General features: G+C 67.3%; 20 protein-coding genes and 1 CRISPR repeat array. Of the genes, 11 read left to right on the top strand and 9 right to left on the bottom strand.

Annotated elements, in window-relative coordinates; all coding sequences use genetic code 11:
- The 3 genes from ACIGHB_RS30920 to ACIGHB_RS30930 form a co-directional block, all read left to right on the top strand.
- The coding region (locus ACIGHB_RS30920) for an RHS repeat-associated core domain-containing protein (protein WP_399917661.1) at window positions 1-1,123 on the top strand (1,123 nt) is incomplete at its 5' end.
- Between the two features lie 728 nt (window positions 1,124-1,851).
- The gene (locus tag ACIGHB_RS30925) at window positions 1,852-3,138 is read left to right on the top strand and encodes an IS256 family transposase (RefSeq protein ID WP_399917663.1); all 1,287 of its coding nucleotides are present in this window, start codon (window positions 1,852-1,854) and stop codon (window positions 3,136-3,138) included.
- A 340-nt stretch (window positions 3,139-3,478) separates the two neighbouring features.
- Window positions 3,479-3,904 (top strand): hypothetical protein, encoded by a 426-nt coding sequence (locus tag ACIGHB_RS30930; RefSeq protein WP_399917665.1) that lies wholly within the window; start codon window positions 3,479-3,481, stop codon window positions 3,902-3,904.
- 1,940 nt (window positions 3,905-5,844) lie between these two features.
- On the opposite strand, the gene ACIGHB_RS30935 is transcribed toward ACIGHB_RS30930, so the two are convergent.
- Both ACIGHB_RS30935 and ACIGHB_RS30940 read right to left on the bottom strand, forming a co-directional pair.
- Complete coding sequence (locus ACIGHB_RS30935; protein WP_399917667.1) at window positions 5,845-6,096, bottom strand: type II toxin-antitoxin system RelE/ParE family toxin; 252 nt, start codon at window positions 6,094-6,096, stop codon at window positions 5,845-5,847.
- A complete protein-coding gene (locus tag ACIGHB_RS30940) occupies window positions 6,093-6,347 on the bottom strand; it encodes a type II toxin-antitoxin system Phd/YefM family antitoxin (protein ID WP_392335872.1) in 255 nt (84 codons plus the stop codon). Before ACIGHB_RS30940 ends, ACIGHB_RS30935 begins: the two co-directional genes overlap by 4 nt.
- Window positions 6,348-9,319: 2,972 nt before the next feature.
- On the opposite strand from ACIGHB_RS30940, the gene ACIGHB_RS30945 reads away from it, so the two are divergent.
- From ACIGHB_RS30945 to ACIGHB_RS30955, 3 genes are read left to right on the top strand one after another with little or no spacing between them, the layout of a single operon-like run.
- Window positions 9,320-9,511: a type II toxin-antitoxin system Phd/YefM family antitoxin gene (locus ACIGHB_RS30945; protein WP_399917670.1), complete on the top strand. Its 192-nt coding sequence runs from the start codon at window positions 9,320-9,322 to the stop codon at window positions 9,509-9,511.
- A 38-nt stretch (window positions 9,512-9,549) separates the two neighbouring features.
- Complete coding sequence (locus tag ACIGHB_RS30950) at window positions 9,550-9,918, top strand: hypothetical protein (protein WP_399917672.1); 369 nt, start codon at window positions 9,550-9,552, stop codon at window positions 9,916-9,918.
- On the top strand, window positions 9,915-10,238 hold the full coding sequence (locus tag ACIGHB_RS30955) for a hypothetical protein (protein ID WP_399917674.1): 324 nt from the start codon (window positions 9,915-9,917) through the stop codon (window positions 10,236-10,238). The genes ACIGHB_RS30950 and ACIGHB_RS30955 overlap by 4 nt, the downstream gene beginning before the upstream one ends.
- Window positions 10,239-10,824: 586 nt before the next feature.
- Here the strand turns inward: ACIGHB_RS30955 and ACIGHB_RS30960 are convergent.
- Both ACIGHB_RS30960 and ACIGHB_RS30965 read right to left on the bottom strand, forming a co-directional pair.
- A complete protein-coding gene (locus tag ACIGHB_RS30960; protein WP_399917676.1) occupies window positions 10,825-11,805 on the bottom strand; it encodes a hypothetical protein in 981 nt (326 codons plus the stop codon).
- 2,590 nt (window positions 11,806-14,395) lie between these two features.
- A CRISPR array of direct repeats spans window positions 14,396-14,850; the repeat unit is 28 nt; unit sequence CTGCTCCCCGCGCCCGCGGGGATGGTCC.
- Window positions 14,851-15,393: 543 nt separating this feature from the next.
- Entirely contained in the window at window positions 15,394-15,687 is a 294-nt protein-coding gene (locus ACIGHB_RS30965; protein WP_388883653.1) for a hypothetical protein, read from the bottom strand.
- A gap of 49 nt (window positions 15,688-15,736) precedes the next feature.
- On the opposite strand from ACIGHB_RS30965, the gene ACIGHB_RS30970 reads away from it, so the two are divergent.
- Complete coding sequence (locus ACIGHB_RS30970; protein WP_399917678.1) at window positions 15,737-16,753, top strand: nucleotide kinase domain-containing protein; 1,017 nt, start codon at window positions 15,737-15,739, stop codon at window positions 16,751-16,753.
- Between the two features lie 242 nt (window positions 16,754-16,995).
- Here ACIGHB_RS30970 and ACIGHB_RS30975 read toward each other — a convergent pair whose 3' ends face one another.
- From ACIGHB_RS30975 to ACIGHB_RS30990, 4 genes are all read right to left on the bottom strand, one after another.
- Window positions 16,996-17,838 carry a hypothetical protein gene (locus ACIGHB_RS30975; protein ID WP_399917681.1) on the bottom strand — a complete coding sequence of 281 codons (843 nt, stop codon included), beginning with the start codon at window positions 17,836-17,838 and terminating at the stop codon, window positions 16,996-16,998.
- Window positions 17,839-17,912: 74 nt separating this feature from the next.
- Window positions 17,913-18,833: an ImmA/IrrE family metallo-endopeptidase gene (locus ACIGHB_RS30980; RefSeq protein ID WP_399917683.1), complete on the bottom strand. Its 921-nt coding sequence runs from the start codon at window positions 18,831-18,833 to the stop codon at window positions 17,913-17,915.
- Window positions 18,830-19,246, bottom strand: coding sequence for a helix-turn-helix domain-containing protein (locus tag ACIGHB_RS30985; RefSeq protein ID WP_388883661.1), 417 nt, complete (start codon window positions 19,244-19,246; stop codon window positions 18,830-18,832). The genes ACIGHB_RS30980 and ACIGHB_RS30985 overlap by 4 nt, the downstream gene beginning before the upstream one ends.
- Complete coding sequence (locus ACIGHB_RS30990) at window positions 19,243-19,623, bottom strand: acyl carrier protein (RefSeq protein ID WP_399917685.1); 381 nt, start codon at window positions 19,621-19,623, stop codon at window positions 19,243-19,245. The genes ACIGHB_RS30985 and ACIGHB_RS30990 overlap by 4 nt, the downstream gene beginning before the upstream one ends.
- Window positions 19,624-19,636: 13 nt before the next feature.
- Between ACIGHB_RS30990 and ACIGHB_RS30995 the strand changes: the two genes are divergently transcribed.
- Window positions 19,637-20,515 carry a nucleoside triphosphate pyrophosphohydrolase family protein gene (locus tag ACIGHB_RS30995; RefSeq protein WP_399917687.1) on the top strand — a complete coding sequence of 293 codons (879 nt, stop codon included), beginning with the start codon at window positions 19,637-19,639 and terminating at the stop codon, window positions 20,513-20,515.
- Between the two features lie 269 nt (window positions 20,516-20,784).
- Window positions 20,785-21,393: a transcriptional regulator gene (locus ACIGHB_RS31000; RefSeq protein WP_399917689.1), complete on the top strand. Its 609-nt coding sequence runs from the start codon at window positions 20,785-20,787 to the stop codon at window positions 21,391-21,393.
- A gap of 270 nt (window positions 21,394-21,663) precedes the next feature.
- On the opposite strand, the gene ACIGHB_RS31005 is transcribed toward ACIGHB_RS31000, so the two are convergent.
- On the bottom strand, window positions 21,664-21,858 hold the full coding sequence (locus ACIGHB_RS31005) for a hypothetical protein (protein ID WP_399917691.1): 195 nt from the start codon (window positions 21,856-21,858) through the stop codon (window positions 21,664-21,666).
- A gap of 227 nt (window positions 21,859-22,085) precedes the next feature.
- Here ACIGHB_RS31005 and ACIGHB_RS31010 point away from each other — a divergent pair, with 227 nt between their 5' ends.
- Window positions 22,086-22,928 carry an RNA polymerase sigma factor gene (locus ACIGHB_RS31010; RefSeq protein ID WP_399917693.1) on the top strand — a complete coding sequence of 281 codons (843 nt, stop codon included), beginning with the start codon at window positions 22,086-22,088 and terminating at the stop codon, window positions 22,926-22,928.
- 20 nt (window positions 22,929-22,948) lie between these two features.
- Window positions 22,949-24,748: an SsgA family sporulation/cell division regulator gene (locus tag ACIGHB_RS31015; RefSeq protein ID WP_399917696.1), complete on the top strand. Its 1,800-nt coding sequence runs from the start codon at window positions 22,949-22,951 to the stop codon at window positions 24,746-24,748.
- Window positions 24,749-25,053 lie beyond the last annotated feature (305 nt).

Below are 25,053 nucleotides of genomic sequence, written 5' to 3' on the forward strand. Positions count from 1 at the left end.
GTCTACACAACCTCGCCCTCGCCGGATAGGTCACACGCGGCACGGTGAGCCGCTACGTCCGGCGACTCCAAGATCCTTAACGGGACAACCCTTAGGCAAACCCCAGGACGAGGAAACCGACCTCACCCACATCGGCGCCCGCGAGTACGACCCGGTCATCGGCCGATTCATCTCCGTGGATCCGATTCTCGCGCCGGACACCCATGAGTCGGTCAACGGCTACACGTACTCCCGGAACGCGCCCACGACGTTCTCCGACCCCACAGGCCTCAAGGAGATCATCACCGAGGCCGGCGGACCGTCCGACAGCGCGTACCTCAGCAAGAACAAGGCGAGCTGGAGCGGCGGGCCCGGCAACTGGACCTACACACAGCACAACGACAAGAAGATCACATTCAAGGACGGTTCCTCCGTCACCCTGCGGACGACGGTGACCATCGGCAAGACCATCAAGGTCGAGCACTTCACCAAGGGCCCCGACCCGATCCCGATCAGAAAGGAAGCCGCACCCTTCACCGGGTACGCGATGGGGAGCAACCCCAACTACAACCCACGCGTATCTCTGGGCATCGACCGCGGTCCGCTCGCCACCTGGCAGAAGGTCCTTCTCGGAGGCGCAGTAGCCATTGCCATCGGTGTCGCGGTTGCACCTGTGGCCGCCGTAGCGGGCCCTGCTTGCCTGGCGGCTTGGGTCGTATGCGCCGAAGGTATCGCCGAAGCCGCATCAGGCCCCGCCGCTGGCAGCGGAGCCGCCGTCGGCAGCGCGGTCGGTGCAGTGGCAGCCACCCGCGCGGGGCGGGGCGAGGTAATCGAAGAAACAGTCGTGAACCTTCCGGAAGTCGTTGCCGCCAAGCCCCTAAAGGCCTCACAGGCCTACGACGCGTGGACTGATTTCTTGGGTCCTGGCCCGTACACTAATATTCACCCGCGAACCGGGAAGGTGGATCCCAACCGCCTTGTTTCTGCCGATGGACGCCGTAGCATCCGGATGGGGGATCACGAGATGAACAGTAAGCCTACGAAGTTCCACTTCCACATGGAGACATGGGATTGGGACTCCGAGACAAACACGTGGACTGTCGGCAACACGATGCAGCGAGTGCCATTGGGGGCGAAGCAATGAGAGTAGAAGTTCTGCAGGTCTTGGATCCTTCGCGGGGAATCGTTCGCTTCAGTTGCGAGTCTGGCGTTGCGTCTGGGCGATGGATGGGGACGAAACCTGCTGGCCTGGGAAATTTCGATATAGAAATCGAAGTTCCGGAGGAGGTAGCAGAGTGGGATGCGGTCCCCTCGGGTATCACTTCTCTGTCGGAGGTCACCGGGGTAGAGTCTGCGACCCTCATTGTAGGATCAGTTGTCAGATTCGACGATGGTGAAGATTCGGTTGTAGAGATCAGAGTGGGATCGGACATCCTTCTGATTGAAATCACGAATCGAAGGTCGGAGCTTCTCGCGGAGAGCGTCATCTCCTTCCGCGTTCCCGAAATTCAGCTCTACCCGTATGATCTGTAACCGACTCACAGTGAACGATGCGAAGAGAGACTATCCCTATATCGGTTCTCGCTTGAGTCTTTCCGGCACTCGATAGGTTCGACTATCCGGGAGGTCTAATACCGTAGATGAAGCCCTGCCGAGCGGGTTCGGTGGGGCTTCTGGGGTTCTTGACCGCAACGTTGATGCGACGTTACTGAGCGACTCTGTCGGGGATCTTGGAGTTCTCGGGACGAGGGCTGTTGGCGCTTGGAACACTTCGGACGGTCCTGCGTAGTTCCGTCCTCCTGAGGTGATCAGTGTCCGTTCGTCCCGGGAGTGTTCAATGATCGGCGGATCCGATGATCAAGGAGACGCCAGATGAGCGACACGACCATCGAGCAGATACCGGGCAGCGAGCCGGCGGCGGCCGTGCCGGCGAGTGACGAGCAGTTGGTCGCGATGCTCGTGGACCGGGCCCGCAGCGAAGGTCTGCAGCTGACCGGGGAAGGCGGGCTGCTCCAGCAGCTGACCAAGCGGGTCCTGGAGTCCGCCCTGGAAGGCGAGATCACCGATCACCTCGGCTACGACAAGCACGACGCCGAAGGTCGGGGCAGCGGCAACAGCCGCAACGGAACGCGGGCGAAGACGGTGCTGACGGATGTCGGCCCGGTCGAGGTCAGGATCCCCCGGGATGTGGCGGGCACGTTGGAGCCGGCCATCGTGAAGAAGAGGCAGCGGCGCCTGTCCGGAGTGGACGAGATGGTGCTGTCGCTGTCCGCGAAGGGGCTGACGCACGGGGAGATCTCCGCGCACCTGGCCGAGGTCTATGGCGCGAGCGTGTCCAAGGCCACGATCTCCACGATCACGGACAAGGTGATGGACGGGATGGCGGAATGGTCCAACCGCCCGCTGGACCGCGTCTATCCGGTGCTGTTCGTGGACGCGATCAACGTGAAGATCAGGGACGGGCAGGTCGCGAACCGCCCCATCTACGTCGTCATGGCCGTGACCGCCGAGGGCCACCGCGACATCCTGGGGATCTGGGCCGGTGACGGCGGCGAGGGCGCGAAGTACTGGCTGAGCGTGTTCACGGACCTGAAGAACCGGGGCGTCGACGATGTCCTGATGCTGGTCTGTGACGGGCTGAAGGGCCTGCCCGAGGCGGTGGAAGCCGTCTGGCCTCGAACGATTGTCCAGACCTGTGTCGTTCACCTGCTGCGGAACAGCTTCCGGCACGCGGCCCGCCAGGACTGGGACAAGATCGCCAAGGCGCTCAAGCCCGTCTACACGGCCCCGAACGAGGCCGCCGCGTCCGAGCGGTTCGGCGAGTTCCAGGAAGCCTGGGGCAAGAAGTACCCGGCGGTCATCCGGCTCTGGGAGAACGCCTGGGCCGAGTTCGTACCCTTCCTCTCCTTCGATGTCGAGATCCGCAAGGTCATCTGCTCGACGAACGCCATCGAGTCCGTCAATGCCCGCATCCGCAAGGCCGTCCGGGCGCGCGGACACTTCCCCAACGAGGCCGCGGCCATGAAGTGCGTCTACATGGCCCTCATGTCTCTGGACCCGACCGGCAAGGGCCGAAAGCGGTGGACCATGCGCTGGAAGGCACCCCTGAACGCCTTCCAGATCGCCTTCGAAGGCCGGCTCACCCCGGCCGCCAACTGACCACTACAGAAACTGGATCAGCCGTTTACTGGACACACCCAACCGCCTTCAGGGCCGACCCGCAGGCAACCTCGACGGATACGTCTACGCCCCCTACACCCTCCTCGCCACCTGGAACGCCCTGAACCTGCGCACCCGCGCAGACGGCACCGTCCGCATCACCACACCCACCCACACCACCGACCTGATCGAAGCCGTGTACGGACCCCGACAGACAGCGACCGGAATCCTGGGAGAAACCCTCGACCGGACGTGGCAAAGGTGGCAGCTCGCCCTCGCCGACGAAGAGAGCCGATGCGGCGCACATGCCCTGGAGCCCTTCACCCGCAGAGGAGCATCGATGGAGGTCGCCGGACTCGTTTCCGGGGATGCTCATGGCGATGGCGACGACGGCGGAGTCAACGGAATCAAGGCAGTCTCCCGGCTCGGTGACCCGTCTGTGAACGCCGTCGCCCTCTACCGCCAGACGGACGGAACCCTCACCTACGACCCCGACGGACATCTCCGCGCCGACCTGGCACGCCACACCCCCGACAGCGTCGCACGCAGGCAGCAGCAAAAGGACCTGCTCCTCAACACACTGTCCATCCCGGCCCATTGGTTCACCCGAGAGAAGACCCACCTCCCTGCTCCGGAAACATGGCCGGCGCACACCGCGCCCGCGTTGAGGCACATGCGCGTCGCCCTGTTCGACCCAGCCGACGGCACATGCGTCAGCGGCCCCCTCGGTCTCGTTCTCGACAAAACGACTGGGCTGTCCAGGTGAGACAACCCAGAGCGCGATCACGGGCGAACGTTCCTGCCACTAACGTTGCTCACCTCCGGCCCGGCCGGGGATGGGCCAAGAGTTCATAGATTCTGGCCTTCGGCCCCACCACCGTGGGGATAACGTGCCAGGGAGATCTGGCCGTCCGGCAACCGCGTCGCGCAGAAAGCCCCTCGTGGAGCGGAAGGCGTGCGCGGTTGCCCAGCCGCCGCTGATGAAACGAGCGCGGAGCCACACCGACGCGAGCCACCCCGCTTGAGACCCCAGCCGAGTTTCTAGCCCAGAACGCCGCGCGAGCGTGGCTACTCCAAATCGCACCGCGAAGGGGTGACTGCGGGACAGCCCCCTCCACCGCAAGACTTCGGCGTCCTGAGCCTGTTGCTCCCCACCTGTACGGGGACGGTCCCTCGCGGAGGCTGCCAATCGCGCCAAGCGATTTCCGCTGCCCGCTCGCGCGGAGATGGGCCCCTCCACGGGCCGCACGAGATGTGCTGTTCCCTGTGCCCGCAGGGATGGACCCGGCACCCGCGCGTACGTTCTCCTGGACGGCACCTGCTCCCCGCTCGCGCGGGGACCACGGGTAGCTCCGCGCTGATGCGGCTGGCCGGCTGCTCTCTGCGCCGCGGGGATGGCCCCTGGCCGCAGGCCTGGGTGATCTGCCGCGCCTCTGCTCCCCGCGTCCGCGGGGATGGACCCACGGCACGGACCTGCGGCAGCTCACAGGTGCCTTGCTCCCCGCCCGCGCGGGGATGGCGGCCCCGCCTCGACGGCGTCCGGCGGAGGAGGGGCGGTGGGTGTTTTGTCCGTTTCGGTGAAAGTTGCTTGGGGGCGTGCTGGCGTCGGGTAGAACTGCTGGTCAGGAAGGCTGCTCCCCGCACACGCGGGGATGGACCCTCCCCCAGACTTTGCCCCAAAGTGAGGCGAAGCTGCTCCCCGCACACGCGGGGATGGACCCGACGGCGCGGCCTGTTGGCAGGCATGCAAAAGCTGCTCCCCGCACACGCGGGGATGGACCCACCACAGGACTGGCGAGCGAGCGACGGACCGGCTGCTCCCCGCACACGCGGGGATGGACCCACGTTGGCGCTGTGGTTCGCGCGGCCGGGTGGCTGCTCCCCGCCCGCGTGGGGATGGTCCCCCGCCCTCTGGGGCCGCGCGTTCGAGGAGACCCTGCTCCCCGCGCCCGCGGGGATGGTCCCCGCAGAGCCTGTCCGTGTTCCTCGATGAACCGCTGCTCCCCGCGCCCGCGGGGATGGACCCGACCGGTGATGCAACCGGTGATGCACCCCGTCGCCCCGTCACCGGGTGCTCCCCGCGCCGGCGGGGATGGTCCCGAGAACGGACTGTGGCAGGCAGCAGGATGAACCTGCTCCCCGCTCGTGCGGGGATGGTCCCGCCTACGACCGGACGAACGAGCCGAACGAGTTCTGTTCCCCGCACGCGCCGGGATGGCCCCGAGGCTGCGATGTTCGCCGGCCCGTACAAGGTCTGCTCCCCGCACGCGCGGGGATGGACCCCGGCGCGCCCGGGACAACAGCCTCACCATGTCCTGCTCCCCGCTCACGCGGGGATGGCTCCTCCGGACCTCCGCACTCGACGGAACGTCAAGCTGCTCCCCGCACGCGCGGGGATGGTCCCCCCCCCCCGAGCGCAGCCGGTACTGATCTACGTGGCCTGCTCCCCGCGCCCGCGGGGATGGTCCCGCCGTGCTGAACGCCTCCGATTGCGATCTGCCCCTGCTCCCCTTACCGGCGGGCGAGCGCGCGATGCGACGTCGGCCCCTTGCGCTCCGTGTCCGTGGGGGTCCCGCTGTCGGTTGCAGGGGCTCCACGTCTTGATCTGTCTCCGCCCGTGGGCGGCGTTTTCATGGCGCCGGTTGCTTCCCGCGTTTGCGGGATGGTTCTGTCGGTGCGGGTGCGGCTTTTGGTGTGTTGGGTGTGTCAGCCGAGGCGGCCGATGTGGATGATCACGATGGTGACGGTGGTGTCGGTGATTTCGTAGAGGACTCGGTAGCGGCCGGCGTGCATGCGGCGTAGGTCGGGGGAGCCGTAGGGGGTTGTGCCTTCGGGGCGGGGCTGGTCGGTGAGGAGGTCGACGGCGTCCATGAGTTGCCGGAGGCCTTCGGGGTCGTCTTTGAGGAAGTGGGCCGCCGCGTTGATGGCGGCCTCGTCCCACACGATCGTGTAGGTCACGCGCTCTGCAGGCCGAGCCGGGCGCGGACGTCGTCATGCGGGACGGCCGTGGCGGCGCCGTCGGACTGCCGTTGCCGGTAGCGGGCCAGGGCGAGCTCGTCCTCGAGGTCGGCGAGCTCCTGGGGGTTGATGAGTACGGCTGCGGGCTGGCCGTGGTCGGTGATGGTGATGCGTTCGCGGGCGTGGGACGCCCGGCGGACCAGCGAGCCGAACTTCGCTCGCGCTTCGGTGATCGGCAGAGTCTCACTCATGACAGAAGTGTACACTTCTTGCGGTTTGTGGTGGGATCGAGTGGCTGAACGGACCGCTCTCTTTCCCGCCCTGAGCCCTCCGGCTGTCACTGCCACGCGCGGGGATGGCCCCGACCGGCACCCCATGGAGAGGTGGCGCCAGTGCCCCACTCGCGCAGGGATGCTCCTCCTGGCTACAGCATCCGGATCTCCTCCGAGACCTGCTCCCCGCCCCCTGCAGGGCGGGCCCAGGAACGCCCCGAAGACGGAGTGGACACCGATCCGCTCCCCGCGCCTGAGGGGATGGACCCTCCTGCTCGGCAGCGGTTGTGGTCGGTGGGTGTGGTGAATGGGGGAGAGGTCACAGTGGTCGATCGTCACCGAGGTCACCACGCTCGGGGGTGGTGCTCACCATGGGGCTCACCACCGAACTCACCATGTCCGGGATTGCTCGCCAGGGTGCTCACCATGGGTGGTTCTCTGGACCCCTGGGGCCGCTTTGTCTGTTTCGGTGAAAGTTGCTTGGGAGAGGGGCGGCGTCGGGTAGAACTGCAGGTCAGGAAGTCCGCTCCCCGCCCGCGCGGGGATGGCCCCGACGACGGCCCCAGCAGCATCGTGCACCCGTCCCGCTCCCCGCCCGCGCGGGGATGGCCCCCCGGGCCCCGGATGGGACGCCGGAACGGCTGCCTGCTCCCCGCCCGCGCGGGGATGGCCCCGCGCGCTACGACCTCAGCCTCCTCGACCGGGACTGCTCCCCGCCCGCGCGGGGATGGACGCGTCCGCCAGCTGTCTCCGGCTTCTGCTTTTTGCGGCCGGGGGTTGTCGGTGCTGCGGTCGGGGGTGTGGTGAGTGGGGGAGAGGTCGTCATGGTCGCTCGTCACCGAGCTCGGCGGTACTCACCACCGTGCTTACCAACGAACTCACCATGCCCGGGGCTGCTCACCACGGGGCTCACCATGGCTGGTTCTCCGGACCCCACCCCCACACCGACCCCGGTGAACTGCTCCCCGCACACGCGGGGATGGTCCCGAGGAGGTGACCTGCTCGCCGGCCGGTGAGCGCTGCTCCCCGCCCGCGTGGGGATGGTCCCAAGGTCGTGGCCGTCATGCTCGCGTCCGCGTCCTGTTCCCCGCCCGCGCGGGATGGTCTTCCGGTCACCAAGAAGCTGGAGCCCGCGGGCGCCTGTTCCCCGCCCGCGCGGGATGGTCCCGCGACGCACCGCGGGCCCCGCCCCCTCCCGCACTGCTCCCCGCGCGCGCGGGGGTGGTCCCGACGTCGGCGCCAGTTTCCAGGGCCTCGCCCCTGCTTCCCGCGTGCGTGGGGGGTGGTCCCGGGTCGCGGTAGAGCGGCTGGGACTGGTTGTCTTTCTCCGTGCTTGTGTGGGGACGGTCCCATCACCCGGTCCGCGTTGACCGCGGTGCGGAACTGTTCCCTGCCCGGGCGGGGATGGACCTGCGGCTCCGTTCCAGGACCTGAACCAGGGCAACTGTTCCCCGTGCCCGCGGGGATGGCCCCGAACTCGATCGGCTGACCCGGAGTCCGCCGGACTGCTCCCCGCGCCCGCGGGGATGGCCCCAAGACGAACTTCGGCAAGCAGGCGTGGCGCTACTGCTTTCCGCGCCCGTGGGGATGGCCCCACGGCGGTACAACCGTTGAGGGACAGCACCTGCTGCTCCCTGCCCGCGCGGGGATGGCCCCCCATGCCGATGGGCACGTGGTCCAGGACCATCTGCTCCCCGCCCGCGTGGGGATGGCCCCGGGCCGGATGGGACCTGCGGGTGATCCCGCCCCTGCTCCCCGCATGCGCGGGGATGGCCTCGGGGTGAAGAAGGGCCACGGGGCCGGCGCCGACTGCTCCCCGCTCGCGCGGGGATGGTCTCGGCTGCACCGTGCTCTTTGGGTATGGGTGCTGGAGCCGGGGCCTGGTGGGGTGGTGTTGGTTCTTCGGTCGCTTGAGTCGCTGTCGGTGGGTGTGGTGAGTGGGGGAGCGGTCAGCTTGGTTACTCACCATCGTGCTCACCATGCCCGGGGTTGCTCCCCACGGTGCTCACCATGGGCGGTTCTCCAGGCCTCTGAGGCGTTTTGTCTGTTCGGTGAAAGTTGCTTGGGAGCGTGCGGTCGTCGGGTAGAACGGCAGGTCACGCTGCTGCTCCCCGCTCGCGCGGGGATGGACCCGGCAACCCGTCATGGGACTGCTCAGGCTTCATCTGCTCCCCGCTCGTGTGGGGATCCTCGTGCTCACGGCTCCCCGTGTACGCGGGGATGGTCCCGAGGCGGTCACCGAAACCCTCGAGCCGGTGGACTGCTCCCCGCGCACGCGGGGATGGTCCCTTGCCGCGGACGTCGCCCTTGATGTCGCCGGTGGAGGCGTGGCGGGCTGGTCTCGGGCGGGAGATGGGCGTGGGTGTTTTTTCTGTTTCGATGAAAGTTGCTTGGGAGCGGGGCGGCGTCGGGTAGAACTGCTGGTCAGGAAGAGTGCTCCCCGCGCCCGCGGGGATGGACCCTGGCCCCTTGACCCCAACATCGTCGAGCTGATGGTGCTCCCCGCTCGCGCGGGGATGGCCCCGGCGTGTTCTCCCCGGAGCACATGGGGATCCTGTGCTCCCCGCTCGCGCGGAATGGCCCCGCGGTGAGGGTGCAGGGTGACGGCACCTTCGCCTGCTGCCCGCTCGTGTGGGGATAGTCCCGGCTACCTTTTGCACAAGAAGGCCCGTGCAAACTGTTCCCTGCTCGTGCGGGGATGGACCCAACATCCTTCCCTCGGAGGGGCAGCGGGACGCCTGCTCCCCGCGCGCGCGGGGATGGCCCCACCAACGCGTTGCACGGCCCTGCACAATGCGGGTTGCTCCCCGCGCCCGCGGGGGTAGCCCCGTGGCGATACCGGCGCGGCCGCCCGAGGCGTTCTGCTCCCCGCCCGTGCGGGGTTGGGAGGGGGCCCGGAAGTATGGCAACTGTGATAGTTGGGGGTTAGGGTGGTGGGTATGGAGCCGAGGGTGTATTCGACGATTGATCTGCGTAAGGGTATGGGGGAGATTTTGGACCGTACGCGGATCGCGGGTGAGGCTGCGGCGATCACGCGGAAGGGCAGGACGCTGGCATATCTGGTGCCGGCCGAGTGGTTCGAGCACTACCAGTGGTTGGTGGAGCAGGCCTCGGGCGCGGCCGGTGGCCGGGATGTGGCCTGAGTAGGGTCGGCTGTGCGGATCTGGGAGATTTTTTCGTCATGACAGCGCAACCCGTTCATTTCGACGGTCCCGGCGGGGAGGACCCGCGTCGGATTCCGCCGATGCCGGAACGTAGTCCTCAGGCTCTGCGTCTGGCGATCTCGGAGCATGCTCCGCATCTGCTGCCGGATTTCGAGTCTCACTGGCGGCGTGCGATCGGGGATGCTTTCAGTCTGACTCCTGTGCCGGCGTTCATGCGGTTGTGGTGGACGGAGTACGCGATCGCCCGCGACCCTCTTCTGGAGGCGCATCTGAACGATCTCGAGGCCCGTGCGGGGAAGGCTGAGGATCCTCGGGAGTCGGCGGCCCTGCTGGCCGAGTACAGCCGTCTGCGGCGTGCGGCGGCAGAGGCGGAGCCGGGGGAGTGACGCACGACCCGCCGGTCCCGCCGTGGCAGATGGACTGGACGGTTGAGGCCCGCCGGACGTTGGACTCCATGCCCGCTGATGGCCGGCAGTTGTTCCTTGCCGCCCGTGCCGAACTGATCACCGCCCCGGATCCCTATTTCCGCGGTATCGATGCCGACGCCGCGCTCCCGCACTGGATCACCGTCCGGCCGCTGGCCTCCACCCGCCCGGGCGGGCCGCACATCGCGGATGTCGCCGGTGGCCGGGGCTGGCTCGTCTACACCTTCATCCGACGCCATGCCGAGCCCCAGATCACCGTCACCGACGCATTCTGGGCCTGAACCCGCCCCCGCTGCCGCAGGCCCGAGCCCTGCGTCCGACGACCAGGACCCAACTGCCCCGCGCACCCGGGGATGGACCCATGCACCGCAAGATGAACAACCTCGCCACTGTCTGCTCCCCGCCTCCGCGGGGATGGTCCCGGGACCGCGTGATTGATGCCCCTGCCCGGCCTCTGCTCCTGGTCCAAGGGTCGGCCGGCTCGTCGAACAGGAACGGGGCTGCTTCCCGTGTCTACGGGGATGGACCCAGGTCGCCGGCGAGGAAGAGGACGATTGCACCCTGCTCCCCGCCCGCGCGGGGATGGCCCTTTCTTCCGGCTTACGCGTCGGCTTTGCATCCCCCCTTCCCGCCCGCGCGGGGGACGGATGGCCCCCGCCATGTCGTGGAGCCTGTCGTCGTACTTTGCTGCTTCCCGTACGCGCGGGGATGGGCCCATCCGGTTCGACACATGCCGGTGCCATGCCTGCCTGTTCCTTGCACAGGTGGGGGTGGGCCCGGTCGCCTGGGTGTACGGGGGGTCTGAGGGCGGGGGAGGCGGGGGTGTCGTTCCCGCCTTCCGCGCTGCTCTGGTGTTGTGGGTGTGTGTCAGTCGAAGAGGGTGGTCTGTGTGGTGCTGGTGGGGTTTGGGGGCGGGGGCGGCTGCGGGTTTGTGAGTGCCTTGCGGAAGGCTGCACGCAGCTTGGGGATGGGCCGGCGGGCGCCGAGGAGGCGGAGGAATTCCTCGGTGGTCCACGTGAGGAGTCGTCCCTGCCGGGCGAGGTAGAGCCCGACCCGGTTCAGTGCGTAGGTGTCTTCGTAGTCGAGGAGCAGGTAGCCGGCGAGCTGGTGGATTTCCTTCTTTTCGCCGATGCGGTCGGGACGGATGGTGGCTTTGCAGTCGATGAGGCGGCCGTCGAGGATGTAGTCGGCGTCAGCGCCTTTGACATCCAGGCTGCCTGAGAAGACCGGGGCACAGATACGCTGATCTGCCGTCAGGGTGGCTGCCCATCCCAGTGCTTCCTCGGCTTCGGCCAGTTTCATCTGCTGCCCGATGTCCTCGGGCACGTAGGAGGGGACCTCGCCGAGCAGGTCATCGAGGATCGCCCCGGGCTTCACGTTCGTGAGGGGGTTGCCTGGCCTGAGTCCGGCCCGATACACCTCCTCGAAGTGTGATGCGACGAAGCACAGGCGGGCCAGCCTCTCCTCCTCCTGCCGCTCAAGGGCCGTGAAGCCGTTCGCGGCCGAGGCCAGTGTCTGCAGTTCGTCCAGCAGGGCCGCCCCCACGGCGCGGACGGCGGCGCCTGCCGCGGGCGTGGACGCCTCCGCCACATCGATGGGGGCGTACAGGACCCCTGCCTTCAGCGCTTCGTCGAGGGGGGAGCCGAATGCCACGCGCAGGCGACGGTCGATGGCGCGGCCCAGGCTGCGGTAGTCGAACCGGTGAGCGCTCTGCGGCTTGATGGTCACGGGACGCAGCGGTAGCCGGCCGCGAAGGTCCGCGGTCACCTGTGCGGTGGCGGGCAGGTGCGCGTTCATGAAACGCGACACTGTCGAGTGGGGATTGCTGAGTTCGCTAGTCAGACTCATGCCGTGATCATCGATCCGGGGACTGACAACGGGCACTTCCAGAATCGCTCGAGAACCGAAAGTTCGAATCAGTGGCCGACTGGGGCTTGTGCCGCCGATGGCTGCGATGCTGAACCGTCTAGCCGCGGCCCGGTTCCCGTGCAGGGGGTATGACGCCAAGGACATTGAGACGGGCGCCGGCAGCGGCATCAGCAGCTCCTTGCGCCTGCCTGCGGGGTGGTCTCCAGTCGGGGAACCAGCGGTGCTGACCCGGAGACTGCTCCCCGCGCACGCGGGTATGGACCCGCTTCCCCCCAGGTCTTCGACGACCTGGTGGCGCTGCTCTCCGCGCGCGCGGGGATGGTCCACCGGCGTCCGCGTGGAGCGATGCGGCGGACCGCTGCTCCCCGCACGCGCAGGGATGGTCCCAACCCCCGAGGTGCTTTCACCTTCCCGGACCTCTGCTCCCCGGACGCGCGGGCATGGCCCCTTGGCGCGCGCCTGGTCCTCCAGGATGTCCTCCTGCTCCCCGCTCGTGCGGGGATGGACCTCGGACCGCGACGTGGACGGTGTACCCGCTCGCGCGGGGGTGGGGCCCTCTGGGGATGCTGGGGCCGGTGGGTGTGGTGAGTGCGGGAGGGGTTCATCTGTGGTCGCTCGTCCCCGAGCTCACCTTGCTCGGGGGTACTCACCACCATGCTCACCATCGAACTCACCATGCTCGGGTTTCCTCACCACGAGGCTCACCATGGGTGGCCCCTGGAAATGGTTTGTCTGTTTCGGTGAAAGTCGCTGGGGAGGAGGCCGACGCCAGGTAGAACCGCTGGTCAGAAAGTCTGCTCCCTGCGCGTGCGGGGATGGACCCAAGGGCCTGTCGTACGCCAACGGCATCAGCTGCTCCCCGTACGTGCGGGGATGACCCTCACGCCGACGTCGACATCAAGGTGGTCCTGCGCTGCTCTCCGCTCGCGCGGGGATGGTCCGACCACGCCGGTTACCCGTTCCCCGTCCGTGGCCTGTTCCCCGCGTTCGCGGGGCCGGCCCCCTCGACGGCCGGCTGCCGGGCGAGCCGTCTGCTGTCTGCTCGTGCGGGTTGTTCTGGAGTTCGGTCGCTTGGGTCGCTGTTCGGGGTTACGGGGGAGGGGTTCTGGGTGGTATGTCTGTTTCGGTGAAAGTTGCTTGGGAGCGGGTCGGCAGCGTGCAGATTTGCAGGTCAGGAAGTCTGCTCCCCGCGCACGCGGGGATGGCCCCGCGACGTGGTCGGCGTCGATCTCGAGGCCGAGCTGCTCCCCGCACACGCGGGGATGGCCCCCGGGCCCGCCGCACCGGGGTCCTCGTGCGGTCCTGCTCCCCGCGCACGCGGGGATGGCCCCGGCGACGTGGTGACGCTCGACCGTCCCCACCCCCGCTCCCCGCGTCTGCGGGGATGGCCCCTACCGCGGCTTCTACGTTCCCGAGGGGGAGATCTGCTCCCCGTACGCGCGGGGATGGTCCCATCGCCAGGTTGTTGATCAGGGCCGGGTTGTCCTGTTCCCCGCACGCGCGGGGATGGCCCCAAGGTCCGCCCGTTCGGCCCGACCGACCCGGTCTGCTCCCCGCCCGCGCGGGGATGGCCCCGCGACCCCGGCATCCTCGAGTCCGGACTCGAACTGCTCCCCGCCCGCGCGGGCATGGCCCCGTGGCCGCGCCCCCGCACCTTCGCCGGAAGCCCTGCTGCCCGCACGCGCGGGGATGGCCCCCAGACGATCTTCGACCTCCTGGTTGCCCAGACCTGCTCCCCGCCCGAGCGGGGATGGGCCCGCCCGGCCCCTGCCGGAGTACGCGACCGCCCACTGCTCCCCGCACGCGCGGGGATGGGCCCGCCCCGGAGACGGGGTGGAGCATCCGCCTGCTCCCCGCGCCCGCGGGGTTGTTCCCCCAGGCCGTCGAGCACTCCGTTCGGCGGCCCCTGCTCCCGGCACGCGCGGGATGGTCCCCCACCGAGGTCATCGCCGACGCCGGCTCCCACTGCTCCCCGCGTACGCGGGGATGGTCCTCCATCAAGTCACTTGACAGTCACTGTCGAGTACTGCTCCCCGCGTACGCGGGGATGGTCCCGTAGGTGCGGCGCCCGCGCGCGATCCGCACACCTGCTCCCCGCGCACGCGGGGATGGCCCCTACGCCCTCGCCCGTGACCTGCCCGTCATCCCCTGCTCCCCGTGCACGCGGGGATGGCCCCGCTTGGGGGTCGCGCAGGACCGCGTCCTGGAGTTGCTCCTCGTGCACGCGGGGATGGCCCTCGGGCGGTGACGGAGACGATCTGCCCCCCGCGCCCGCGGGGAAGGTCCGTCGTGTGGAAAGCGCGGCGGTCGGCATCCCTGCTTCCCGGGATGGTCCGGTGCCGGCCCCGGTTGCGCGCCTCTTCCTCACCTGCTTCCCGTGCTCGCGGGGATGTTGCCGCCGACACCTGGAAGGCGTTCTCCGGCCGGTGCTGTTTCCCGAACGCGCGGAGTGTTCGGGTGTCGGTCGCTTGGGGCGCTGTTCAGCGCCTGGGGCGTGGGTGTTTTGTCTGTTTCGGTGAATGTTGCTTGGGAGTGGGCCGGTGTCGGGTAGAACTGCTGGTCAGGAAGTCTGCTCCCCGCGCCCGCGGGGATGGTCCCGGCCGTCCGGCCTCCCGCGCGGCCTCCATCCGCTGCTCCCCGCGCCCGCGGGGATGGTCCCGGATCGGTGGGGTGCGGGTCCCGTAGCCAGACCTGCTCCCCGCGCCCGCGGGGATGGTCCCTTCATATTGACTCGGTCCGGTTGAGTTGGCGCCTGCTCCCCGCGCCCGCGGGGATGGTCCCCTGTCCTTCATGGCCGGGATGCTCGGCCAGGCCTGCTCCCCGCGCCCGCGGGGATGGTCCGCCCACCGGCCCCGTGGCCCGCACGACGACGAACTGCTCCCCGCGTACGCGGGGATGGTCCCAGCGCGTCGAGCTCGTTCAGATACCGAACGTCCTGCTCCCCGCGTACGCGGGGATGGTCCTCCCGCTCCGCGCCCCGCACGGACACCCCGAAACTGCTCCCCGCGTACGCGGGTGTCAGTTACCTCTCTAGTTGCAACATCTCAGGTGCGTTGACCTGGTGTGCTGCAGATTGATGGAGGGGAATTGAGGGGGCCTCTGAGCTGCCCATTCATGACTAGACTCGAATGGATCATGCTGCTGAACTGGGGCGCGTTAGATTTATTGGGAGATGTGGCAACTACATCGGTAAGTCTATTGAGTCGGGCGATCCGCGAAGTGCCAGCAATGGCGTGTACATGTCATGCAGTTCAGGCGTCGTCTTGGGCGTCCCGGTGGAGCTCCCGTGCTCGTCGCGGGAGGAGCGGCCTAGGCTTTCGGGGCCGAGCAGCGCCGTGATCCCGGAGGCCCCAGTGCGTTTCATTGTCCAGTGACCGATCGCAACGGTGTCGCCATCGCCGCGACGCACTCGCCCGTCGTACTCCAGGAGGTCCCCCGGTCCTGCGCCTATAGGATCCGCCGCTCCCGAGGGCGCGCCCGGCGACCTGTGTCAGAAACGGACCTGCCTGCCACCTGTAGGTGGCACGGCTGTTGGCTCAATGATGTGACTTCGATCCCCGGTGCTCGTTAGGAAGGCCGAGCCGTGCGGCGCGGGCCGGGTGGGCGGACCGCGGGCAGGTCGTCGCGATCCTTGTCGCTGGCGAATGTGTCCGAAGGCAGGCGGCGGTACCTGTGCAGAAGATCGGCGAGATGCTGGGGGTCAACCTCGACTGCCGACACCAGAGCAGCCAACAGCTCCGCGCGGGACGTGCGTTCGCCGACTGCGGCGGCCGCACGGACGAGGACGTTGACCCGGGTATCGACGTCGACGGGCCAGCTCACCGATGTCACATGGCGCTGCTGCTGACACAGCAAGTCCAACGGTCCTCCTCAGTGACAGCCGACACATATCGAATATATATTGTGCCCCATGGTGATGCTGCTGCAAGACCGTCATACGCCCCGCCCCGTCGGCACCGCTCCTGGGGTGGTGCGAGTGGCAGGCCGGACGCTGCAGCCGACGCCGGTCTTCGACACCTACTGGCGATTTGCCTCAGCGCGGCAGGCTGTTTACGAGGCCCGTCTGGCGGGCCGGCCCCAGCCGTGGACACGGGATCCGATCCTGAGGCAGTACCGCTTCACCAACTGCTACCGCGCGGCCGACCGTGTCAGCCAGAGCCTTATCTCCAGGGTGATCTACCAGGGTTCCCAGGAGTGGGACGAGGTCTTCTTTCGGACTCTGCTGTTCAAGATCTTCAACAAGGAGTCGACCTGGCAGCTGCTGAACAGCGAACTCGGAGAGGTCCGCTGGGACGCCTACGATCACCGCGCCTACGACAAGATCCTTTCCGCGGCGTTCGCCGAGGGTGAGAAGCTGTACTCGGCTGCCTACATTGTCCCGCCGCCGCAGCTGGGGGAGGAGCGCAAGCACCGCAATCACCTGCGGCTGCTGGAGATGATGATGACCACGGGCGCGCCTGCCCGTGTCATGGACGCCAGCACCATGCGCGAAGCGTACGAGGTGCTGCTCAGCTACCCGGCGCTCGGGCCTTTCCTCGCATATCAGTTCGCCATCGACCTGAACTACGCCTCTCAGATGCCGTTCTCCGAGATGGATTTCGTCATGCCCGGCCCCGGCGCCCGCGACGGCATCCGCAAGTGCTTCGGGCGCACGGCCGACGGCATCGAGGCCCAAGTCATCCGCTACATGGCCGATACGCAGCAGCAGCACTTCACGCGCCTCGGACTTCCCTTCCACGGGCTCAAGGGGCGCCCCCTGCAGCTGATCGACTGCCAGAACCTTTTCTGTGAAGTCGACAAGTACGCCAGGGTCGCGCACCCCGAGATTGCCGGCATCAGCGGGCGCAGCCGCATCAAGCAGTCGTACCGCCTTGATTCCAAGCCGGTCAGTGCATGGTTCCCACCCAAGTGGGGCCTGAACGCCTGACCTCGTCCGGCACAGGCTTCGCCGCCCTTCTTCTCGCGAGGGAGGGTGGCGGAGCCCTCTGCACACCCGCAGCCTGGGCGAACCCGCGAAATGGGCGTAGGAGCAAGACGCACGTCACGATGCTCGACGGTCCTGGAGCAGTGTGACTTTCCCCGATCCGGCAAGCATCGTGTACGCGGATCCGCACCGGCAACGAGCGCCGCGGGAAAGCTCGCGCTACGGCCTGAGGAGAGGAGGCAGGACTAACACTCCCCGAGGCCGAACAGGGGAGGGTGGTCCACAGCATTCCGGATACGGCTGAGCTCGTTTTTCGTACAGTCCAGCCGCGCGCTGCCGGCCATGACGGTGAGAGTGCCGGGCTTCAGGCCCGCCTGCTGGGCCACCCAAGCGCACAGGTGCCCCAGTGCCAGATAGTTGCCGTAAGCGCGATCGAACATGTAATGGCTGCGGTAGTAGGCGGCAAGATGCACGGACCCCGCAGCGGCGTCGAACTGGAACGAGCAGTGACTCAGGCAGGGGAAGTCCCGCGGCTGGGTGTCCAGTGCTGCAGCGCGAACCACGGTCTCCGTGCCCTCGGCCGTGCCGGGCTCCTCCTCGTCGGGTGCCTCGCAATCCAGGACGTGCGCGGTGCCGGCCTCGTACACCGCGCTCCACTTGGCGCTGGTACGCAGCTTGTTCATGCGGCTGATGACTCGGGCGATCTGGTCTACGGGTTCGGTCTTGGTGCCGGCGCCTGGGTAGGCGATGAGGCGGCCGAAATAGGTTCCGTGCGCGTTGCGCCGGACTTTGCGCAGCCTCGGGTACAAGGTCTGGTAGCGCTGGGCGAGTTCTTCGTGGTTCTGGCAGGTCTTCGCGAGCCCCACAGGGAAAAGAGTGTTGACGACGGCGTCGATCGGGTAGAGCGGCGCGGTGCGAGCCGAGCGCAGCCGGTCAAGTTCGCCGCGCAGCTGCGGATCCTCCCGCAGCGGCTGCGCCATGCGGACCACCGTATGGAAGGCCCTGGTTCCGGGGAGCTTCGCGAGCTGCTCGCAGGCTTCCAGCCATGCGCGCGAGATGTCGGGGGCGTCGACGGTGAACGTCTGCAACGGATCACTCCTTGTGCGGCCAGGTGCGCGGACTCGGGCGTGGGGGAGGAAGGTCCATCAGGGAATGCGGCGTTTCAGTCGCGGTAGTGGTCGGTGCCTTTGCGGTCCGGTGTGCGCCGGACCGTGACACGGAACAGGCCCGTAGTGCCGGGCACCTCTGCAGTGAGGGTGCAGTCGTCAGCCAGGTCCTCACCCACCCAGACGGCCTGTGCGTGAGTCGGCTCGTGCGGACTGTCCAGAAGCGACATCTGGCCACCGAACTCGGGTGCTGCGGAGCTCAGGCCTGCCGGCACATGGTCGAAGCGACCGCCGGGGATCTGCAGGAGGAGACAGTCGCCGGCCTCCGCATGCACCGTGGCCCGGTGCGCGGCACCAGTGAGTACATGCACGTGATTGCGGGGCCCGGCAGACATCCCGCCGGTGAGTTCGCTCTTCAGAGTGCCGGGAGAGTGCTTGAGCCAGAGGACCTCCGTCGACCGGTCGATCATCTTCAGCCGCACCAGATGCCGCACGGTGGTGGCGTAGGGCGTTCCCGTCCAGCGAGCCATCCGGTACACATCGCGCGGGGAATCGGGCCGAACCAGCCCGCATCGGGCCAGCGCAGTCCGCGCGGCGGGCCTGGGCATCAGAAACCAGGATGCGAACGCCTCGGCGTCCCGTTCATGCTGCGGCCACCCCTCACCCCACCGGCCGTGCGCCTGCTGATGGTCGTAACTGGTCTTGTGGCCGAGCCGGTGATGCCCCAGCTCGTGAGCGGCAGTGTGGCGCATGCTCACCTCTTCCAAACCAGTGTTGAGCAGACAGGCCGGCCCGTTGTCCTCCGGTCCCACGTACAGGCCCAGCAGCCCGCCAAGCGGCTGCCCCATCACTTCAACGCCCTCGGTGCGCAGCGCGCCGAAGACATCGACGTATCCGTCGTCATGGGTGATCGCAAGGTCCTCGTGCGCCTGGGCCGCCGCGATCATCGCCGTGCCATGGGCGTTGTTCCAGCTCACCGCGCCCGGCCGGGCCGCCGCCGCGGAGCCTGGCCGTCCTGCTCCTCGGCTTCCCGTCTGGCCTGCAGATACTGGATGAACTTCGCGACTTCGATGCGGTCGCCCTCGCTCAGTGGCTGCTTGGTGCGGGGCAGACCAGCGAACGCGTGCTCTCCGGCGTCGGCAGCCTCGTCCTCGTCGAGAAAGTAGGACACGGACAGCCGGTACAGGCGCGCGAGCTTCTGCAGCTCCATCACCTCGACCCGGCGCATACCACGCTCGATGTCGCTGATGGCCGACCGGACGATGCCGGTCCGTTCGGCCACCTGTTGCTGAGAGAGGCCTAGGTACTCGCGCGTGTCCTTCAGCCGCCGACCGAGCAAGGCGCGCTGTTCCGCTTCGTTCCCGCCGCCGGTCTGTGCCCTGTCGATCATTCTTCCTGCTCCTTTGCCTGCATGGTGTCGTACACGGTCTCCGCGAACGCCCAGACCGATCGCAGCGAACGCCCCGCCTCGGCATCGGCCGGAATAGAGACGTCGAAACGCTGCTCGATCCGCGTCAAGATCTCCATCACCAGAACCGAATCGATCGGCAACTCCTGCCCAAGTGCAGCGAGTTCCTCGTAGATCTCATCGGCAGACCGGTCCTGGTGCTGCGCCAGGAGGCTGATGGTGATGTCGACGATCTCCTGGACGGTGTGCGGCGGCATGATCTGAATCCAGCCCCTTCGCGCAACTCCCGGACGAATGGCCCGGCATGACCTACTGTAGAGCGTTGTCGGGAAATCCGACAGCCTTGCCTGAAGATCCATCAAGGGAGTGTGTGTGCATCTCGCCCGCTATCAGGAAGCCGCGCTCAAGACGCTGCAGCCCCCCGCCGCCGGCACCGATCCTGTCCTTGTGCCCCTCCTCGGACTGACCGGAGAGGCTGGCTCCGTCATCACCGCCTACAAGAAGCGCCTGCGCGACGGCGCTGATGCCACACCGTCCAAGCAGCAACTGCGCGAAGAACTCGGCGACGTCCTCTGGTACATCGCCGCCCTGGCTCACCGGCTTGACCTCAACCTCGAAGACATTGCCGCAGCCAGCCTGGAGAAGGCAAAGGACCGCTGGCGTGCCACACCTGCACACGAACGCCTACGTTTCGACGCCGACTACCCCGCCCACGAACAGCTGCCCCGCAAGACCACCGTCACCTTCACGCCCACCCCGCAGCCTGGCGGGCGAACAGTCATCGTCGTCACCCGGGAGGACGGAGAAAACGCCGGCGACCCACTCACCAGCGCCAGCCACATCGAGGACGACTACCGCTTCCACGATGCCTTCCACCTGGGGCACGCAGCAGTCCTCGGCTGGTCACCCGTCACCCGCTTCCTCCTCGACCGCAAGCGCCGCAGCCGCCCCGGCGTCGACGAAGCCGAAGACGGCGGCCGCGCCATCGCCATCGAGGAAGGCATCAGCGCCCTGGTGTTCTCCTATGCCAGCCGCCACCGCTACTTCGAAGACGTCCGCCACGTCGACCACGAACTACTCACAACCATCGACCACATGACAGCCCACCTGGAGGTCAACGTGTTGCGCACCGCAGACTGGGAGAAAGCCATCATGACTGGTTACGACGCGTGGCGACAGCTACGTAAACACGGCGGCGGCAGCCTTGAGCTCAACCTTGATGCACAGACTTTGACCTTCATCAAATACTGACCAGCCACCACTGCCCAGCCACACGAAGCCCAACGACGTCACGCCCCCGTGTCCCGTCAGCCTGCGGCCGATGTCGACGGCATCGTTCTGTGCACCTGATGTTCTCGCTCCCGGCCACGATCACGAGGCATCGGGCAGATCAGCTGCGCGGGGACCCGAAGCCACCCGACTTCTCTGCCGCTCCAGGAACTGTCCTGATGTGATCGTCGAGCTGCTCACCCCACGGCAAGCCTGTAAGGCCCGTCTATTGAAAGGACGCCGAAGACACGATGGAGAACGACTCCCGCTCGGCACCGCTCACGCCGGAGGAACGCTGGGGCGATCTGGGCCTGTACGGAGCCCGCGGCATGTCCGGCGGCGAGGCACTGGCACGCGGGCTCGACGACCGGGCCGGCAGGCAGCTTCCTTCGGTGAACACCTCTCGCGGTCTGGCGATCAGGCTGCGCTACCTCACCTGGGACAACCGAGGCGACCAGTGGTTACGCCAAGCCGGGATCACCGCCACAGACCGGACCATCGCCCGATGGAAGAACGGGCAGCAACGCCCACAGCCGGCCAATCTGAAGAAGATCGACCGGGCGTTCTGGACCTGCCGCCGCACCTGCCTGGCCGAGTACTACAAGCGGCGCCTGTGGGATGACGGCCGCGGTACGCGCATCGAGATCCACCCAGTCGGCCAGGAACAGGTCGAGCCCAGCCGGCGCAGGGAGCTCCGCGTGCGCCGCATCACCGTACGGAGGCAGTGGGCGGCGATCGTGGATGCCTGGAACAGCAACGACTACGCCGCGCTCGACGACCTGTGGCAGTCGATCGTTAGCGACCTCGGATCAGACCACAGCGCGTACAGCTACGTATCCCACCTTGGATTCGGCGTCTGATCCCGTCCTGACGACCTGCCGGCGAACAACGGGAGAAGCTCCGGCCGCTGACAGACAAGGTGCCTTCCCTCAGTCGGCCCGGGAGCGCAAGCACCCGTGTGCACGGCAGCGCCTGCCCACCTGCGGTCCGCGACTGCTGCCGGCCACAAGGCCGACTGCAGTCGTGAGCTCGGATCGGCTCTTTCTGCGCAGTTCAGAACCCGGATACGGTGAGCGCCTCCTTGGTTCCGCACGAACTCGTACGGAACCAAGGAGGCGCTCACGCTCCTGCTAGCCGGCGATGATCATGTTGAAGAACAGCACGGCGGCGACGAACGCACCGCCGCCGGCGAGGAAGCCGCTCGCCAGGGCGCCGCCGGCGAGGACGGTGAGCACCGCCGCGGCGACGGCGCACAGGATGCCGAGCATGAGGATGACCGCGGCGCGCTGGGTGAGCAGCGGGGGCTGCGGGTTGGTCTGAGGCACTGTCAACTCCTTGTGAGGGCCGGTGGTGCGCCTGTGGCTGACGGGCGCGTCTGGTGATGGAGGTATAGGCGAGGACCCGTCACCTCACCCCCTGTGACATGGATCACTGGCTGTAGCGAGAAAAAGTTCAACTGAGACCGGGGGGAGAACCGCCGACGGCGTCTATGACGTAGATCAGGGCTGCCCAACGGGGCCGCCGGAACTGCTGCGGATGCTAGGGAGCGGATGTGCCGGAAGCGCTCGAGGGCGGCGAGAACAGCGCCTGCACCCCTTCGTGCCCCCTCGAAGCTGAGGATGCCGAGCTCACCCCGGAAGGCCTTGCCCTCCTCGACCAGGCCCCCGAAGACCAAGAGGGTTCCGCGGAGCGGCTCCGCCGCCGGCAGGTCGACGGCCTGATCGTCGAAAGACTGCGCACCGAAGGCTTCGCCGGCAAGAACTATGAGAAGCTCGTGGACCGCCTGACGGGGTACGGCTACCACACCATGATCAAGTGGGCCGGGAGCGGCGAGATTTTCCGCAAGGCCCGTCAGGTCGGACGCCCCGTACCGGCTGACAAGATCACCCTCATGTGGACGGCGGAGGACCGGCACGGTGTCTCCGTCGACAGCGTCCTCGGCGGCCTGAAGGTCTTCCGCACCTATGGCCTGATCGAGGGCCGTTGGACCCCCCAGGGTGGAGCGAACCTGGACACCTATTTCCTCGGCGCCGTCATCCGCGCATTCCCCCGCGTCTATATTCGCTGGTTCGACAGTCACCAGCGGGGGCAGGCTGAGCTCGACCACCCGACGGGCGAAGGGGTCAGCGACCCCTTCGCCGTTCCCGACCAGCGTGCCACCGACCCCGTCCACGCCGCGGTGACCCACGACTACGTCGACCGCCTCCTGCCCCTGGTGAAAAATTCCCAGGTACGCGAAGCGCTCGGATGGCGAGCCCTGGGATACACCCAGAGGCAGGCCGCGGATCGCGTCGGTCTGACGGAAAAGGCGCTTGAACGGCGCATCAGCCGAGTACGAGACCAGCTCACCAAGCAGGTCCGCCCGTACGAACTGGGAGAGGGCGGAGCGCGATGAGTGCCTGGAGTGAAGGAGCCATGGACAACGTCACCGAGACGGCCTACGACGACTTCGATGCCCTTCTGGAGGCCTCCAGCCTGGGATCCCCACGTGTGACCGCTGCGATCGGCACCACACCTTCTGACGCGCGCCGACGGTTCGACCACGCCGCCCGCCACCCGCAGCCCCACGCCAACACGCTCGACACCACACCCGGTACCGCAGACCCCTCGCCCGGGCACCTCGTGCCGGCGCTGCGCACCGTCAAGCCGGAACCGGTGCCGACCGCCCCTGCCGTGCTGTCGGAGATGCATGACATCGGCAAGGCGGCCCCGTGTGTTCAATTCATTCATTCCGCGTGGCTGCCCGTGAGCGCGCTACGCGATGAAGCAGTGGCTTCCCGACGACCTCGTGTGACTTCCAGCCTTCGGGACCTTCTGTACGCCGCTCTTCGTGCTGACCTGTGCGCCGAGACAGAGTCGGACCCGTGGTCCACTCGGGAGCAGGACGACCTGCTCGACCTCCTCGCGCGGCGATCCGACGCGCCTGCCGCCCCCAGCTGCAGGATGCACGAGCTGCATGTTCGAACCACGCTCAGGCCTAAAACGGAAGGGTTCCTCATGGCACCCGGACTTCCCGTTTTCATGGAAACCTGCCACGCCGCGATGTATCAACTGGCGGCGACGTATGGCTCTGGCGAAGCAATCGAGGAACTCGGAAGAGGAATTCACAGCACTGCGAAGCCGCAGAGGTTCACCATCGTGGTACGCGAATCCGATGCCGCGATCCTTCCTCTTCTTGTGACGGATGATGCCGCTGCCGCAAGACGATGGGTCGACGACGCGTGCGCACTCCAGGATGATCGATGGCTGCAGAGCAGGCGCCCTCCTGCCCTTGCCATGTTCCGGTGGCTGAACGAGGATCCGTATGCGCAGCTCGACGGGCACGTGCAGCCTTCCCGGCTGACCAGCCGCATGGAGCAGGTGAGGTGTGCGTTGGCGACATGGGCGGCAACGCTCAGCGGAAGCTCGCAGCCCAATGACCTCTTCCTCGGCGGGTTGCCTTCCACCTATCACCGCATCGCGCAGCACCACCGACAGGATCCAGAGCATCTGCTGCACGTGTGCCGTCTACGAGCGCTGCTTGCCCACGACTTGCGGCGCAGACTGGACGACAACAAGCATGCGCACGCAGTGGAGTCTCTGTGGGCAGCTACTGCCGAGCTTCCGTTCACCGCCGTGAAATTTCCCTGCACCGGAACATCTGAGGAGCAATCGGAGACGCTGTGGACACCGCCCCCTGTCCGGCCTGCCCCAGAGGATGTGAAAGAGAAGCACACAGGCTCTCTGGTCAGCCGGCGAAGCCAGGCACGCTCCACAAATGCGTCCACCGGTTCCCGAACTGTCGAGACTGAGACGGTCACCGGCCTGCTCCACCTCGGTACATCCGTAGAGACACTTCCTGTGCTCACGCGCTTCAGGTACAAGGAAGCGGATCCCTACGCGGTAGAGACGGTGTTCAGGCAGGGGGATGCCGACATCACCTGGACGTTTGCCAGAGACTTGCTGAGCGAAGGTACACAAGCAGCTGCAGGCGAGGGGGACGTGAAGGTCTGGCCCAACGACAGTGCCCCAGGCGGTGCCCGCATCTTCATCGGGTTGAGCCCGTCTTCAGGGACAGCTCTCGTGTCCCTGCCCAGGGCTTTCGTCGAGGATTTCCTGGATCAGATCACCAGCATCGTGCCTCCTGGTACTGAGCACACCTACGTCAGCTCTACCTTGAACGAGCTCGAGCGGAGAATGAATCAGCTCGCCGGGTACCCCGGCAGCGCTGAGTGATCAATCCAGCAGCTCTGGGGTGCTCTTGGCGGCTGCCGGCGCAAGATGTCTATGTTGATCGGACGCGTGTCAGAGACATTCGAACCGTAGAAGGACTGGCGCGGTGTTCGACACAGGGGCGGATCAAGCGACGGCAGCCCTGCCAGCACGGTCTACATACTCATGCCAGATGACCGCAGCATGAGTCCGTTGACTGCCCCATGCTCAGAGACAGTCTGCGACGCGGCGTCAGGTCCGGTCTCCAAGCCGTCACTCGCCGCCTGGAGAGCGGACCCGGCCGGTCAAGGAAGAAGCGCTGACGCTTC

The sequence above is a fragment of the Streptomyces sp. NPDC085460 genome, from assembly GCF_044541975.1.
GTDB lineage: Bacteria > Actinomycetota > Actinomycetes > Streptomycetales > Streptomycetaceae > Streptomyces.

What these genes read in the sequence shown, in the direction of transcription:
- ACIGHB_RS30925 (WP_399917663.1), top strand. Translation starts at nt 1,852, where the DNA reads ATGAGCGACACGACCATCGAGCAGATACCGGGCAGCGAGCCGGCGGCG.
- ACIGHB_RS30930 (WP_399917665.1), top strand. Translation starts at nt 3,479, where the DNA reads ATGGAGGTCGCCGGACTCGTTTCCGGGGATGCTCATGGCGATGGCGAC.
- ACIGHB_RS30940 (WP_392335872.1), bottom strand. Translation starts at nt 6,347, where the DNA reads ATGAGTGAGACTCTGCCGATCACCGAAGCGCGAGCGAAGTTCGGCTCG.
- ACIGHB_RS30950 (WP_399917672.1), top strand. Translation starts at nt 9,550, where the DNA reads ATGACAGCGCAACCCGTTCATTTCGACGGTCCCGGCGGGGAGGACCCG.
- ACIGHB_RS30960 (WP_399917676.1), bottom strand. Translation starts at nt 11,805, where the DNA reads ATGAGTCTGACTAGCGAACTCAGCAATCCCCACTCGACAGTGTCGCGT.
- ACIGHB_RS30970 (WP_399917678.1), top strand. Translation starts at nt 15,737, where the DNA reads ATGGTGATGCTGCTGCAAGACCGTCATACGCCCCGCCCCGTCGGCACC.
- ACIGHB_RS30985 (WP_388883661.1), bottom strand. Translation starts at nt 19,246, where the DNA reads ATGATCGACAGGGCACAGACCGGCGGCGGGAACGAAGCGGAACAGCGC.
- ACIGHB_RS30990 (WP_399917685.1), bottom strand. Translation starts at nt 19,623, where the DNA reads ATGGATCTTCAGGCAAGGCTGTCGGATTTCCCGACAACGCTCTACAGT.
- ACIGHB_RS31000 (WP_399917689.1), top strand. Translation starts at nt 20,785, where the DNA reads ATGGAGAACGACTCCCGCTCGGCACCGCTCACGCCGGAGGAACGCTGG.
- ACIGHB_RS31015 (WP_399917696.1), top strand. Translation starts at nt 22,949, where the DNA reads ATGGACAACGTCACCGAGACGGCCTACGACGACTTCGATGCCCTTCTG.